General features: G+C 58.9%; 13 protein-coding genes. 10 read left to right on the forward strand and 3 right to left on the reverse strand.

Annotated elements, in window-relative coordinates:
- Positions 1-99: 99 nt before the first annotated feature.
- The 6 genes from ACM6IV_RS19075 (at position 100) to ACM6IV_RS19100 (ending at position 5,710) form a co-directional block, all read left to right on the forward strand.
- Positions 100-1,065: a glycosyltransferase family 2 protein gene (locus ACM6IV_RS19075; RefSeq protein WP_414871179.1), complete on the forward strand. Its 966-nt coding sequence runs from the start codon at positions 100-102 to the stop codon at positions 1,063-1,065.
- Positions 1,066-1,068: 3 nt separating this feature from the next.
- The gene (locus tag ACM6IV_RS19080) at positions 1,069-1,779 is read left to right on the forward strand and encodes a class I SAM-dependent methyltransferase (protein WP_414871180.1); all 711 of its coding nucleotides are present in this window, start codon (positions 1,069-1,071) and stop codon (positions 1,777-1,779) included.
- Entirely contained in the window at positions 1,776-2,162 is a 387-nt protein-coding gene (locus tag ACM6IV_RS19085) for a GtrA family protein (RefSeq protein ID WP_414871181.1), read from the forward strand. Before ACM6IV_RS19080 ends, ACM6IV_RS19085 begins: the two co-directional genes overlap by 4 nt.
- On the forward strand, positions 2,159-4,255 hold the full coding sequence (locus tag ACM6IV_RS19090) for a DUF6311 domain-containing protein (protein ID WP_414871182.1): 2,097 nt from the start codon (positions 2,159-2,161) through the stop codon (positions 4,253-4,255). Before ACM6IV_RS19085 ends, ACM6IV_RS19090 begins: the two co-directional genes overlap by 4 nt.
- A 73-nt stretch (positions 4,256-4,328) precedes the next feature.
- Positions 4,329-5,249, forward strand: coding sequence for a LysR substrate-binding domain-containing protein (locus ACM6IV_RS19095; protein ID WP_414871183.1), 921 nt, complete (start codon positions 4,329-4,331; stop codon positions 5,247-5,249).
- A 95-nt stretch (positions 5,250-5,344) separates the two neighbouring features.
- The gene (locus tag ACM6IV_RS19100) at positions 5,345-5,710 is read left to right on the forward strand and encodes a 5-carboxymethyl-2-hydroxymuconate Delta-isomerase (RefSeq protein ID WP_414871184.1); all 366 of its coding nucleotides are present in this window, start codon (positions 5,345-5,347) and stop codon (positions 5,708-5,710) included.
- Between the two features lie 3 nt (positions 5,711-5,713).
- On the opposite strand, the gene ACM6IV_RS19105 is transcribed toward ACM6IV_RS19100, so the two are convergent.
- On the reverse strand, positions 5,714-6,649 hold the full coding sequence (locus tag ACM6IV_RS19105) for a LysR substrate-binding domain-containing protein (RefSeq protein WP_414871185.1): 936 nt from the start codon (positions 6,647-6,649) through the stop codon (positions 5,714-5,716).
- 176 nt (positions 6,650-6,825) lie between these two features.
- Entirely contained in the window at positions 6,826-8,019 is a 1,194-nt protein-coding gene (locus ACM6IV_RS19110) for a cyanate transporter (RefSeq protein WP_414871186.1), read from the reverse strand.
- A gap of 415 nt (positions 8,020-8,434) precedes the next feature.
- On the opposite strand from ACM6IV_RS19110, the gene ACM6IV_RS19115 reads away from it, so the two are divergent.
- From ACM6IV_RS19115 to ACM6IV_RS19130, 4 genes are all read left to right on the forward strand, one after another.
- Positions 8,435-10,084 carry a phosphoethanolamine transferase gene (locus ACM6IV_RS19115; RefSeq protein ID WP_414871187.1) on the forward strand — a complete coding sequence of 550 codons (1,650 nt, stop codon included), beginning with the start codon at positions 8,435-8,437 and terminating at the stop codon, positions 10,082-10,084.
- A gap of 163 nt (positions 10,085-10,247) precedes the next feature.
- Positions 10,248-11,381, forward strand: a complete 1,134-nt coding sequence (gene rnd / locus ACM6IV_RS19120; RefSeq protein ID WP_414871188.1) for a ribonuclease D — start codon at positions 10,248-10,250, stop codon at positions 11,379-11,381.
- On the forward strand, positions 11,378-11,671 hold the full coding sequence (locus tag ACM6IV_RS19125) for a YcgL domain-containing protein (protein ID WP_122608866.1): 294 nt from the start codon (positions 11,378-11,380) through the stop codon (positions 11,669-11,671). The genes rnd and ACM6IV_RS19125 overlap by 4 nt, the downstream gene beginning before the upstream one ends.
- Before the next feature lie 104 nt (positions 11,672-11,775).
- Complete coding sequence (locus ACM6IV_RS19130; RefSeq protein WP_414871189.1) at positions 11,776-12,708, forward strand: D-2-hydroxyacid dehydrogenase; 933 nt, start codon at positions 11,776-11,778, stop codon at positions 12,706-12,708.
- A gap of 124 nt (positions 12,709-12,832) precedes the next feature.
- Here the strand turns inward: ACM6IV_RS19130 and ACM6IV_RS19135 are convergent, their stop codons facing one another.
- Positions 12,833-13,426, reverse strand: a complete 594-nt coding sequence (locus tag ACM6IV_RS19135; protein ID WP_194933711.1) for a nitroreductase family protein — start codon at positions 13,424-13,426, stop codon at positions 12,833-12,835.
- Positions 13,427-13,675: the final 249 nt, after the last annotated feature.

Below are 13,675 nucleotides of genomic sequence, written 5' to 3' on the forward strand. Positions count from 1 at the left end.
GAACCTTGCAACGGCCTCGACGCTCCTGCTTAATACGGGACGGCTCATGGCGTCGGATATCGTTCGGCGACCGACAATCACTATAAAAAGAGCACTCCTTTGACTGAGCACGGAACGCAACATGCCGGGCAGGTGATGTTATCGCTGGTGGTCCCCGTTTTTAACGAGGAGGACAGCCTCGACACGTTTCTGCGGCGCATCCATGAAGTCTTTCAAACGCAGGCGTTGATCGACCTTGAGCTGGTGTTCGTCAACGACGGCAGCACCGATGCCACGCTCGAGCGCCTGCTCGAACATCAACGGCACAATGCGCGTCTGCGTATCGTCGATTTGAGCCGCAACTTTGGCAAAGAAGCAGCGTTGTCCGCCGGTTTGCAGATCGCGACCGGGCAGATCGTGGTGCCGATCGACGCCGATCTGCAGGACCCTCCCGAAGTCATTCTGCAGATGATCGAGCGCTGGCGAGAAGGCTTTGAAGTGGTGCTCGGTCACCGCATCAGCCGTCGCAGCGACACTTGGGCCAAGCAGACATCGGCGCACTGGTTCTATCGCCTGCACAACAGGATCGCCGAGCAGCCTTTGCCCGAGAACGTCGGTGATTTTCGCCTGATGGATCGCTGCGTGGTCGACGCCTTGCTGACCCTGCCGGAATCCCGACGCTTCATGAAAGGCCTGTTCGCCTGGGTCGGCTTTCGCACCACCCACGTCGATTACGAGCGTCCGGAGCGGGTGGCGGGGCAGAGCAAGTTCAATGGCTGGCGCCTGTGGAACTTCGCGCTGGAAGGCATCACCAGTTTCAGTACCGAGCCGCTGCGGATCTGGACGTATGTTGGCGCGCTGGTTTCGCTGGTGTCTTTCGCCTTCGCCATATTCATTGTCGTGCGCACCTTGATTCACGGTGTCGACATGCCCGGTTATGCCTCGCTGATGGTGGCCGTGACCTTTCTCGGCGGACTGCAGTTGATCGGCATCGGGGTGCTCGGTGAGTACCTGGGCCGCACGTATATCGAATCCAAACGCCGGCCGGTTTTTCTGGTGCGTCGCGTCTATGACCCCAAGGACTGACACATGGATCTCAAGGAAACCGACATCCTCGGCGACAGCATCAACGAGCATTGGTATTACTGTTCAAAAGCTGCGGCCACCAAGCATTTGCTGGGGGATGCGCCGATCAGCCGAATCCTTGATGTCGGCGCCGGTTCGGGATTTTTCTCTCACCATTTGCTGACGCACACCGATGCATGCGAAGCATGGTGCGTGGATATCAGCTACCCGGCCGACTCCAGCGCGACCACCGCCGGCAAACCGGTGCACTACCGTCGCGGGATCGAAACCATCGAAGCCGATCTGGTGTTGCTGATGGACGTGCTGGAGCATGTCGATGATGACCTCGGCTTGCTCAAGATGTATGTCGACAAAGTGCCATCGGGCAGCCGATTTCTGATGACGGTACCGGCATTCCAGTTCCTGTGGAGTGGCCACGATGACTTTCTTGAACACAAGCGCCGCTACACCCTGGCACAGTTCGAAACCCTGGCGCGGGATGCCGGTTTGACGGTGCAGCGCGGTGCCTATTATTTTGGCGCTGTGTTTCCGATAGCGGCGGCGTTGCGTTTGTTGCCGCAAGGCGCGCAAGCCCAAGCGCCGCGTTCGCAACTCAAACGTCACCATCCGCTGGTCAACGGCATCCTCAAGACCCTGTGCAGCCTCGAACTGCCGTTGATGGGCATTAACCGGGTGGCCGGGTTGAGTGTGTTCGTGCTGGCGCGCAAACCGTGACCTCGGCGCAAAAGTCAGCATTGATTCAGCGGGGTTTGCGTTTTGCCGTGACCGGGTTGTTCGTCACTGCGCTGCATGCGTTGGTGGCGGTGCTGTTCATCAACTTCATTGTTGCGCAACCGCCGCTGGCCAACGGCGTGGCGTTTGCCGTGGCGACGGTGGTTTCCTATGTGATCAATACCACCTGGAGTTTTTCTGCGCGCTTGCACGGACGAACGCTGCTGCGTTTTCTGCTGGTGTCCGTGGCCGGCTTTTTTCTGGCGATGTTCGTTGCCTGGGCTGCACAGGTCGCCGGGCTGCACTATTTGCTGGGCATCGTTGCGGTGGCACTGACGATTCCAGCGTTCACCTTTGTCTTGCACAATTTCTGGACATATCGATGAAGGCTTCACCAAAACATCCGGCGCTGAGTCTTTTGCCGTTGTTGCTCGGCGTTCTGGCATTTTTCTGTGTGATCGGGCCGCAAGCGCTGGATCCGCAAAACATTGCCTGGCTGGAGCAGGGCGATCCGGCGACGCATTATCTGGGCTGGGAATATTTCCGCCATTCGCCCTGGACCTTTCCGCTCGGGCTTAATTCTTCCTATGGTCTGGAGTTGGGCAGTTCGATCATCTTTTCCGACTCCAATCCGCTGCTGGCGCTGCTGTTCAAACCGTTCAATGCGTGGTTACCCGCGACCTTTCAGTATTTCGGTCTGTGGCTGCTGGCGTGTTTCGTGCTGCAAGCCTGGTTCGCCTGGAAATTGCTGGGGCTGATGACGGGCAATGCGCTGATTCGCTTGCTGGGTACCGGTTTGCTGGTGGTTTCACCGCCGATGTTTCTGCGCATGGGCGGACACCTTTCGCTGTCCGGGCATTTTCTGATTCTGGCGGCGCTGTACCTGGCGTTGTTGCCGGACCTGTCTCGACGACGTCTGGCCTGGGGCACGCTGCTGGCGGTGACGGCGATGGTGCATGCGTACCTGCTGGCGATGGTGGCGCTGATCTGGGTGGCGGATCTGCTTGGCAAAACCCTCAGTCAACAATTGACTCGGCGTCAGGGGCTGCTCGAAGGCATTTCGCTGTTTGCCGTGGTGAGTGTGAGTTGCTGGCAGGCCGGTTACTTCGCGATTGCCGACGGCGTGCAATCCGGCGGTTTCGGTGTGTACCGGATGAACCTGTTGTCGCCACTTGATCCGGCGGGCTGGTCGTTTGTCTTGCCGGATCTGCCGAGGGCCAGCGGCGATTACGAAGGCTTCAATTATCCGGGGCTGGGTGTGCTGTTGCTGGTGCCGTTGGCGCTGATTGGTTTTCTGAGAAATCGCCAGCCGCTGAAGGATGAGCTTCGCGTTCGCCCTTGGCTGTTGCTGGCGTTGATCGGTTTATCGGTGTTTGCCCTATCGAACCAGATCGGTGTAGGCGCGCACACGTTCAGCTATCCGTTGCCGAAAATCGCCCTCAAGCTGGCCAATATTTTTCGCGCCTCGGGGCGGATGTTCTGGCCAGTGTTGTACGCGCTCATCCTGATGGTGATGTTCCTGCTGGTGCGCGGTTACCGGCCACGCATCGTCGTCGCGCTGCTGGCACTGGCATTGACGATACAGATTGTCGACACGCGCAGCGGCTGGATGGGCTTGCGCAACAGCAAGATGGTGACGCCTTCCGCAGAATGGGCAACGCCGATGCGCGATCCGTTCTGGGCGAGTGCAGCGGCGCATTACTCGAAAATGCGCACTCTGATGCCACAGAATCAGGCCGAGCGCTGGCAAATGATTGCCGCTTTCGCCGCGACCCATGGCCTGAAAACCGATGCCGTTTATCTGGGGCGCATGAGTTCGACAGCGCTGGATCAGGCTCGGCAGAAAACGCAGCACATGCTCGAATCAGGGCAATACGATGCCGACTCGTTTTACATACTCGACGATTCCGTGCTGGCCGATGCCGCCAAAAGCGTCAATAGTGAAACGGATCTGCTGACCAGAGTGGATGGTCTGGTGGTGCTGGCGCCGGGCTGGAAGCGGTGTTCGCAGTGCCTGAGCGTGCCTGATGAAGGGCGGCGGATGTCATTGCTGGCGCTGATGCGTCCGGGTCAGACGCTGATCTTCAATTACTCCGCCCGGCAGTTGAGCAGCGGTTGGTCGTTCCCGGAAAACTGGGGCACATGGTCGGAGGGGAAGCAGGCGCAAGTCGACTTGCGGGTGACACCCGAGGCGCGCTCGATTGCGCTGGAGGTCATGGCATTCGTTTTGCCGCAACACCCGGCGCAGCGGGTGATTGTCAGCTTGAATGGCGAGCAGGTGCTGAGCACGCGGCTGGTGCAAAATCAGGATAATCATCTGGAGATCCCGATCAGTCCTGCGATCCGTCAGCATCTGGCTGACAATGATCATCTGACGATCGAGCTGCAATTGCCCGACGCCATCAGCCCGGAACAATTGGGCATCAATGACGATGCGCGGATCATAGGGCTGGGCTTGAAACGCCTGACGGTGAACTGACGCAGCGTGGCGATGGACGGCAGGCCCCCGGCCTTTCTACACTGCCGGTATTCCGGGGGGCAGGGGGCAATGGATGAACCGCAATGAACTTCGCAAGGCCGACATCAACCTGATGGTTGTGTTCGAGACCTTGATGCTCGAACGCAACGTGACCCGGGCAGCCGAGAAGCTGTTTCTCGGCCAGCCGACCATCAGCTCGGCGCTCAACCGCTTGCGCACGATGCTCAACGATCCGCTGTTTATCCGCGTCGGCCACCGCATGGAACCGACGGCCCGCGCCGAAGATATTTTCCGCCATCTCAAGCCTGCGCTGGATTCGCTATCGGTCGCGTTGAGCCTGACCCGTGATTTCGACCCGGCCGTCAGTACCATGACATTTCGCATCGGTCTGTCCGATGACGTTGAATTCGGGCTGCTGCCGCCCCTGTTGCGTGCGCTGCGTCAGGAAGCGCCTAACGTTGTATTTGTGGTGCAACACGTTGATTACTGGCGCATCCCCGATCTGCTCGCGGCGGGCGATATCACGGTCGGCATCAGCCAGACCCGAGGCCTGCCGGCCAATGCCAAGCGCAAACTGCTGCGGCACATCCAGCCGAGTATCCTGCGCGCCGACGCCAGCGATACCCCGCTGACGCTGGATGAATATTGCGCGCGTCCGCACGTACTGGTTTCGCACACGGCCAACGTCAGCGGGTTCGCCGATGAGTGGCTGGCCGAGCTTGGTCGTACCCGGCAGGTGGTGCTGTCGGTACCGCAATACAGCGCGTTGCCGGCGCTGCTGGCCGGCACCGACCTGATTGCCAGTCTGCCGGATTACACGGCGGCCGCCATGGCCACTTCGGGGCTGCTGTTCAAGGAACCGTTTCCGTTCAAGACGCCGACGCTGGATCTGTCAATGGTCTGGCTCAGTCACGTGGACAGCGATCCGGCGGAGCGCTGGTTGCGTTCCCGGCTGGAGCAATTCATGAGCGAACGGCCACTGAACGCGTCATAACTGACAGCAAAAGTCTCCTACAGGGATTGTGTCTGGCGTGGGAGCAGAGCTGTGCTATATGTACGACCTTTCTGCCAACCGACCGGGGACCTGCAATGCCACACCTGCACATGGAATACACCGCCAACCTGCCGCAGTTGAACGCCGACGTCGCATTGATCCGGCTCAACAATACCTTGGTGGGCTCGGGGCAGTTCGCGGCAGAGTTCGATATCAAGAGCCGTGCAGTGAAAGTCGAGACCTTCAAGATCGGTACCGCCATGGCCGAGCGCGCCTTCGTTTATGTGAAGCTGGCGCTGCTCAGCGGACGCTCGCCGCAGATCAAGAAGCAGTTGTCGGAGAGCCTGTTGGCGGTGTTGCAGGACCTGTGCGAATGGCCGGCCGGCGTCGAAGTGCAGCTGTGCGTCGAGCTGGTCGATATGGATCGCGAGTCCTACAGCAAAACCGCGATAGGTGTGTAGGACTCAAGCCGTTTCGAGTTCGCTGCACACCTTCACCACCTGTTCGCGTAACCACAGATTGGCGCTGTCCTGGTCAGCCTTCTGGCTCCACTGCATGTCGAGGGTGAATCCTGGCAGGCCGTTCGGTGCCTCACAGTGATTGAACACCGCCTCGTTGGTCAGCAAGCGCTGGATGCGTCGGGGCAGGGTGAGAATGAAATCGGTCCCGGTGATCATTTTCAATGCGGCGCTGTAGCTGTTCGAGCGCGCGACGATCTGGCGCTTCTGTGCCTGTCGCGCCAGCCAGCCGTCGACCATGTTGGTGGCCGACGTCCAGGGCGTCGGGAACACATGCCGGCGCTCGGTAAACGCCTGCAGGCTTAAGCGTGGCTCCAGTGGCGTGGCGCGTTTGTCGAAGACGCAGACCAGATCGTCCTCCAGCAACATTCGTGATTTCAGGTCGCTGTGCTGGCGATGGAAGTTGGGGCCGAAACTGATCACCAGATCAAGGCTGCCGTCGCGCAGCTCATCTACCGGGACGTCGGTCTCGAACTTGTGCATGTTGACCATCACCGGCAAATCGTCGAAGTCGAAACGCTTCAACAGACGTGGCAGGATCAGTTGCTCGAAATATTCCGGGGCGCATATGTTGAAGGTGACAGCTTGTTGCGTCGGGTCGAAGGTGGGAGCGCCAGCGTGGCACAGGTTGATGCTTTCGAGGATCTTCTGCACATGCCCGTACATGGTGCTGGCCTTGTAGGTCGGGCGCATGCCGGTGCGGGTGTTGATAAACAGTTCGTCTTCAAAACTGGTGCGCAGTTTTTTCAGGCAGTAACTGACTGTGGACTGGCTGACGAACAGGGTTTCTGACACATCGGTGACGCTGCTCTGCTCATAAACGGCGATAAACACCATGAGATCCTGCATATCGAGCTTTCGAAGCAAGTTACTGTTCAGCATCCGTTCTGTCTCGCAGTGCCCCTTGCGCTGAATCCGCGCAAACGTGTGCGAATGATCCTAACGGAACGATGGTCCCAGGACAAAGCTCTGTAGGACGTTTCACAGTCAGTTGTGGGACAGAAAGTTTTACTAACACGACGTCACCGGTGAATCCGCGCAAAGATGGCCAGAGGCCTCTAGCCCGATACTGGAAAGTGCCTGCTGTAATGCCGGGGATCGAAGCGCAACACCATCAACAGCATGACCACCATCACCGCCGTCAACGACCACCACGCCCATTCGAAGCTACCCAGCTGGTCGCGGATCATCCCGGCCACCAGAGGAGAGATGCCGGCAATCAGATAGCCGATGCCTTGCACGAACGCGGTCAGACTACCGGCACGTTGCGGGCTGTCGATGTGATCGAGCGAAACAATCAGGCTCATCGGAAACAAACCGCCAATCCCCAAACCCAGCAGACATGGCCACAGCAGGCTGAATTGTTGCGGGCTGAGGACCAGGCCGCAAAACCCGGCGATGATCAGCGTCAATAACGTCATCAGAATCCAGCGCCGATCCCGGCTGCGATTGGCGATAACAGGAGTCACCAAGCCGGAAATCACCTCCATGGCCGTCAGAAAACCTAACAGCAGCCCGGCGTTTTGTTCGCTCCAGCCTTTTTCCACGTAATACGGCGCCAGCCAGGCCAGTACGCAGGTGTAGGACGCCGTCCCCAGACCAAAGAACAAGGCCAGCAACCAGGCCCGGGAATGGCCGAAGAACGAATCTTTGTGCGTTGTTGCCGTTACCGTGGAGGACAACTGGCGGCGTTGCGAGCACCAGAACAACAGCGCAATCAATGCCAATGCCACCCAGAGGGCCAAACCGCCGCGCCAGCTCCCGGTCTGCACCATCACCAGCGGTGCGAACGAGGCCGCAATGGCCGCGCCAGCCATGATCGACGTGACATACAAACCCATGCACAGAGCGACATTGCCGGCGAAACGCGATTTGATCAGTACCGGCATCAATGCCTGGATCAGCGCAATGCCGATGCCTGCGAGTACGGCGCTGACGATCAACGGCGCTGCCGAGTCGATAAACAACCGTGACAATGTCGCCAGGCCAATGATCAGCAAGGACAGCCACACCGTCCGTTGCTCGCCCAGTCGCTGACTGATGCCGATGCCGAAAAACATCGCCAGCCCCATCGCCGTCACCGGCAGCATGGTCAGCAGTGATGCGACGCTGAAGCTCAGTGGTATGTCAGCGCGAATGGCCGACAATAACGGGCCGACTGCCGCCATCGATGGGCGCAGATTGAGGGCGACGAGCATGATGGCGAGCATCAACCAGACAGCGGGGCGAGCGGTGGCGCGGACGTTTTCCATCATCAGACCTTTGAGCGGGGCGGATGATTAGGCGCGGCGCGCTCTGGTCCGGGCAAACCAGAAAATCCACAGCGGTATTTAAAAACTCGATACCCCACCAACCCCTGTGGGAGCGAGCCTGCTCGCGCAAGCGGATTGTCTGTCAGCGAAATTAATGAATGTGCTAACCGCTTCGCGAGCAGGCTCGCTCCCACAATGAACAGCCGTGTTGTTTTTTCTGAATAAAAGCTGAACCATTCTCAAATACTTTGCAAGTTTCATGGTATTGGCAAAAGCTAACTAATCGTTTGCGTCTTTTTCACAAAAAATTGATGGTTGCCTGCTTAAAGTTTGTCATGCCTTCGTTAATGAAATTTTCACAATTGAATGCTCTTTCATTGACCGAGGCGCTTCTTTTCAGGAATCGTCCCTTTCTATGTTGAAGTTAAAAGCCGTGCGCCCGGAATGGGTGACGTTGTTCGCCAGCGCCTTTCTTTTAATGGGCTGCAATTTTGTCCTCTGGCAGCACCTGTTCGACATCACCGCGACCGATGGCAAGGGCATCGCCATGCGCGCGGCGTTCGGGGTGATTATTCTGGCGGCATTCAACATGGTACTGACGGTTCTGGCTTTCCGCCCCGTGCTCAAACCGCTGTTGACCCTGATATTTCTGATCAGCGCCGGCGTGGCTTATTTCATGAGTCAATATGGCGTCATGATTGATGCCGGCATGTTTCGCAACTTTGCTGAAACCAATGCGACGGAAGTGCGCGATCTGCTCTCGTTGAAGTTGTTTGCTTATATTCTTTTGCTCGGTATTTTACCGTCCTGGTTGTTGTGGAAAGTTCCAGTCAACTATCGTCGCTGGCACCGTGAGTTGTTCAGCAAGGTAATTGTCAGTGTCGCATCGGCGGCGGTTATTGGTGGGGTGGCTCTGGCCAACTATCAGGGCTTGTCTTCGCTGTTTCGCAATCACCACGAAATTCGCCTGATGCTGGTGCCCAGTAATTACATCGGCGCATCGGCGGGTTATCTACGTGAGCAAGTGGCTTCGGCGCGGCAGCCATTCATCAAGATCGGTGAGGACGCCGAGCGTAATCCGCAAGTGAAACTTCAACCGCGTAAATCCCTGACCGTGCTGGTGGTGGGTGAAAGTGCCCGTGCGGAGAATTTCGGCATTCTCGGTTACCAGCGTGACACTACGCCGACACTCGACAAGGAAGCCGGGCTGATCGCCTTCACTGACGTACATTCCTGCGGGACGGAAACGGCGGTATCGGTACCGTGCATGTTCTCCAACATGGGCCGCAAGGATTATGACGCCAGCAAGGCGAAGAATGAGGAAGGCCTGCTCGATGTGCTCAAGCGTGCCGGTATCGACGTGATCTGGCGTGACAACCAGTCCGGCTGCAAAGGCACTTGTGATCGAGTCACCCTGCAAGATGTCAGCAACCTGAAAGACCCTGAGCTGTGTGCCAACAGCGAGTGCCGCGATGAGATTCTGCTGCAGGGCCTGCAAAGCTTTATCGATCATCTGGACAAAGACACGGTGCTGGTTTTACACCAGATGGGCAGTCACGGCCCGGAATACTTCAAGCGCTATCCGAAGGAATACGAGCACTTCACGCCGGTGTGTGAAAGTAACGCGCTGAACAATTGCAGCCGCGAAAGTATCGTCAACGGTTACGACAATACGCTGGTGTATACCGACCATGTGCTGTCGAGCCTGATCGATGTATTGCGCAGCAATCAGGACAAAGTTGATACCGCGATGTTGTATCTGTCGGACCATGGCGAGTCGCTGGGCGAGTACAACCTGTTCCTGCACGGCACGCCTTACATGCTGGCGCCTGAACAACAAAAGCATGTAGCCATGCTGGCGTGGTTCTCCGACAACTATCAGAAGGCTTATTCGGTCGACACGCATTGCCTGCAAATGAGCCGCGACAAACCGTTGAGCCAGGACAACCTGTTCCACTCGATGCTTGGCCTGCTGGAGGTCAAGAGCAAGGTCTATCAGCCGGATCTGGACATGTTTGCCGGGTGCCGTGGCGCGGTGATTGACGGCGTGCTGGCCAAGGAGTGAGGCCAATCGGCTCCGTCGTTCTGGCGCGACGGGGCTTTCTGTTTCCTCTGTCAGACTATTCTTTCCCTTGAGCAGGACATTTCGTTACAGCTCTTGCCCTACGCAGGCGCGTAAATCGCCAGTAGCGATATATACTGCGCGCCATTCTTCAAGGGAGAGCCGTGTGGCCATCGATATTCACTGGATTCGCGACAACGAAAGCCTCGCGCAGTTTTGCGCCGAGTGGCAGCAGCTGCCGTTCGTTGCCCTCGACACCGAATTCATGCGGGTCGACACCTTCTACCCGATTGCCGGCCTGCTACAGGTGGGCGACGGCAAACGCGCCTACCTGATCGATCCGCTGACCATCAACGCTTGGCAACCGCTGGCCGCATTGCTGGAAAACCCGGCGGTGCTCAAAGTCCTGCATGCCTGCAGCGAAGACCTCGAAGTGCTGTTGCGCCTGACCGGCAGCCTGCCGGCCCCGATGTTCGACACGCAACTGGCTGCCGCCTACCTGAACCTTGGGTTCTCGATGGGCTATTCGCGGCTGGTGCAGGAAGTGCTGGGCATCGAGCTGCCGAAGGGCGAGACCCGTTCCGATTGGTTGCAGCGTCCGTTGTCCGAGACGCAAATCAGCTACGCCGCCGAAGATGCCGTGCATCTTGCGGAGGTTTTCGTACAACTGCGGCCGAAACTGTCCGACGACAAATTCGCCTGGGTGTTGGAGGACGGTGCTGAACTGGTCGCCAACCTGCGCCGCGAAACCGATCCTTACGAGGTTTACCGCGAGGCCAAACTGGCGTGGAAACTCTCGCGTGCGCAACTGGCGGTACTGCGCGAGCTGTGCGCCTGGCGCGAAAAAGAAGCCCGTGCCCGCGATCTGCCGCGCAACCGCATCATCCGCGAGCATTCGCTGTGGCCGTTGGCCCGTACGCAACCGGACAACCTCGCGGCGCTGGGCAAGATCGAAGACATGCACCCGCGTACCGTGCGTCAGGACGGCCAGTTTCTGCTTGATCTGATCAAGCGCTCTGGCAGTGTGGGGCCTGATCAATGGCCGCCCGCCGTACCGGAGCCGTTGCCGATCGAAGCCGCGGCATTGATCAAACAACTGCGCGCATTGGGTCAGGCTGAAGCCGAGCGTCTGGGCATCGCCCCGGAACTGATGCTGCGCAAGAAAACCCTCGAAGCCCTGGTCAAAAGCGGCTTTCCCGAGGGTCCTTACCAATTGCCTGAGTCGTTGCGTGGCTGGCGCCGCGAACTCATGGGCCAGAAGCTGCTCGACAGCCTGGCCACCGCCGGAGAACAGCCTTGAAACGTATTTGTTCCATCTACCAAAGCTCAAAGCGCAGCGGTATGTATCTCTATGTGCTCAAGAGCGATGCGCTCGAGCGTGTGCCGGAAGCGCTGATGCTGGCGTTCGGCAAGCCGAAGCATGCCTTCGACCTGGTGCTCTCACCCGAGCGCAAACTGGCCAGCGAAGACATCGTCGTGGTCCTGGAAAACCTCGACAAGCAGGGCTATCACCTGCAGATGCCGCCGGCCGAGGACGAGTACATCGAGCACTTGCCCGAAGAGTTGCTGCGACGCAACGACCCGGTCTGATCTGCGAGGCTCTGTTCTGAGTCTCGGTTTACCCAGGAACTGTTTTTACCGCGATGGCCAGCCGAATCCGGCGGCCGTCGTCACGGTTTGCGAAAGGTTTGAAGATGCGCGTTCTGATTGCCGAACACGACCACGCGATATACGCCCGGCTGCTGCGTCAGGCAGCGCCCGAGCTTGAAGTACTGACCAGCGGTGACTCCGCCGAACTGGCCCGTCAGGCCGCTGATTGCCCGGTGTGGCTGGGACAGCCGGATCTGCTCGCGACCCTGTTGCGCCAGGGCCATCAACCACAATGGCTGCAATCGACCTGGGCCGGCATCACGCCGTTGCTCGCTGATGGCTTGCGCCGCGATTACCGTTTGACCCGTGCGGTGGGGATTTTCGGTCAGGTGATGGCCGAGTACGTGCTGACCTACATTCTTGGCCATGAGCGTGAGGTGCTGGCGCGACTGGTCAGCCAGGTCGAACGCAAGTGGGACAACCGCAGCGGCCAGAGTCTGGTCGGGCGCAAAGTGCTGATCGTCGGCACCGGCGACATCGGCCAGAGCGTGGCGCAGTTCCTGCTGCCGTTTGGCATCGAATTGTACGGCATCGCCAGCAGCGCCCGTGAGCAGGCGCCGTTTGTCGAGGTCGGCTCGATGGCTGATCTGCCGCGGCTGGTGGGCGAAGTGGATTACGTGGTCAATCTGCTGCCGAACACCGAACACACTCACGATATCTACGACGCGGCGCTGTTCAAGCAATTCAAGCCGACCGGGTTGTTTATCAATGCCGGTCGCGGGGTCGCGGTAGTCGATGCGGATTTGGTGGAAGCGTTGAAGGAAGGGCATCTGGCGGGGGCGGTGATCGACGTTTGCCGTCAGGAGCCACTGCCGCAACGCCATCCGTTCTGGACCGCGTGGGGCTTGCTGCTGACCGGGCACAGCTCGGCACCGACTTCACCGGCGCTGATGGTGCAGTTGTTTGTCGAGAATCTGAAGGCGTATCAGGCGGGTGAGGCGTTGCGCGGGGAAGTGGATTTCGCTCGCGGCTATTAAGTTTTCCCCGATCCAATTGTGGGAGCGGGCTTGCTCGCGAAGAGGTCGTGTCAGTCGACAGAAATGTTGAATGACACACCGCTTTCGCGAGCAAGCCCGCTCCCACATTTGTTTTTGTGCTGGCTTAGAGGGTGAAGTCACCCTCCGCCGCCAGTTCGTTCAGCGGCCGGCGCGGGCTCGGCTCTTCACGGGCTTGCAGGTATTCAGCCAGCGTTGCCTTGTCACCCAGCTTGCCGACCGCCACGGCTGCGTGCAGCGCATAACCTTCAGGAATGTTCAGCTCCTTACGGGTCAGTTCCTGATCGAACCCGGCCATGCCGTGGGTGTGCCAGCCGCTGATGCTCGCTTGCAGTGCCAGATGGCCCCACGCCGAACCGGTGTCGAAGGTGTGCCACAGCGCCGGCGTTTCTTCGCTGGCGCCCGGTGCGGTGAAGGTGGTTTTCGAAATCACGATCACCAGCGCCGAGGCATGCTGCGCCCAGCTCCGGTTGAATTCATTGAGCAGGCCCAGGTAACGCTCCCAGTTTGGCGTATCGCGACGCGCATAGAGGAAACGCCAAGGCTGCGAGTTGTACGCCGACGGCGCCCAACGCGCGGCTTCGAAAAAACTCAGCAGGGTTTCTTCCGGGATCGCTTCGCCGGTAAAGGCGCGCGGCGACCAGCGGTCGGTGAATTGCGGGTGAATGGCGTAATCGGCAACGCGTGGGTTGGCACTCATCGAGAAATTCCTTGCTACGTTTGAGTCAGGGATTTGAATGAAAACCCGGCGGGATCAGTTGCGCTGAACGATGGGGTTTTCCGAGCCTGAGGGTTCACCACAATGCAACGCGGTCGAGCGTTAATGGCTTGCGGGCAAGGCTCCTTGCGACTGGCAACGCTACGCGCCGCCACAAAAACTGACAAGTCCCACGCAACCGGCAGTCGCCAGCGCTTGGCCCACAAGGCCTTGGGCACTAGACTGGCGGCC

Source organism: Pseudomonas sp. IT-347P (genome assembly GCF_949768005.1).
Classification (GTDB): domain Bacteria; phylum Pseudomonadota; class Gammaproteobacteria; order Pseudomonadales; family Pseudomonadaceae; genus Aquipseudomonas.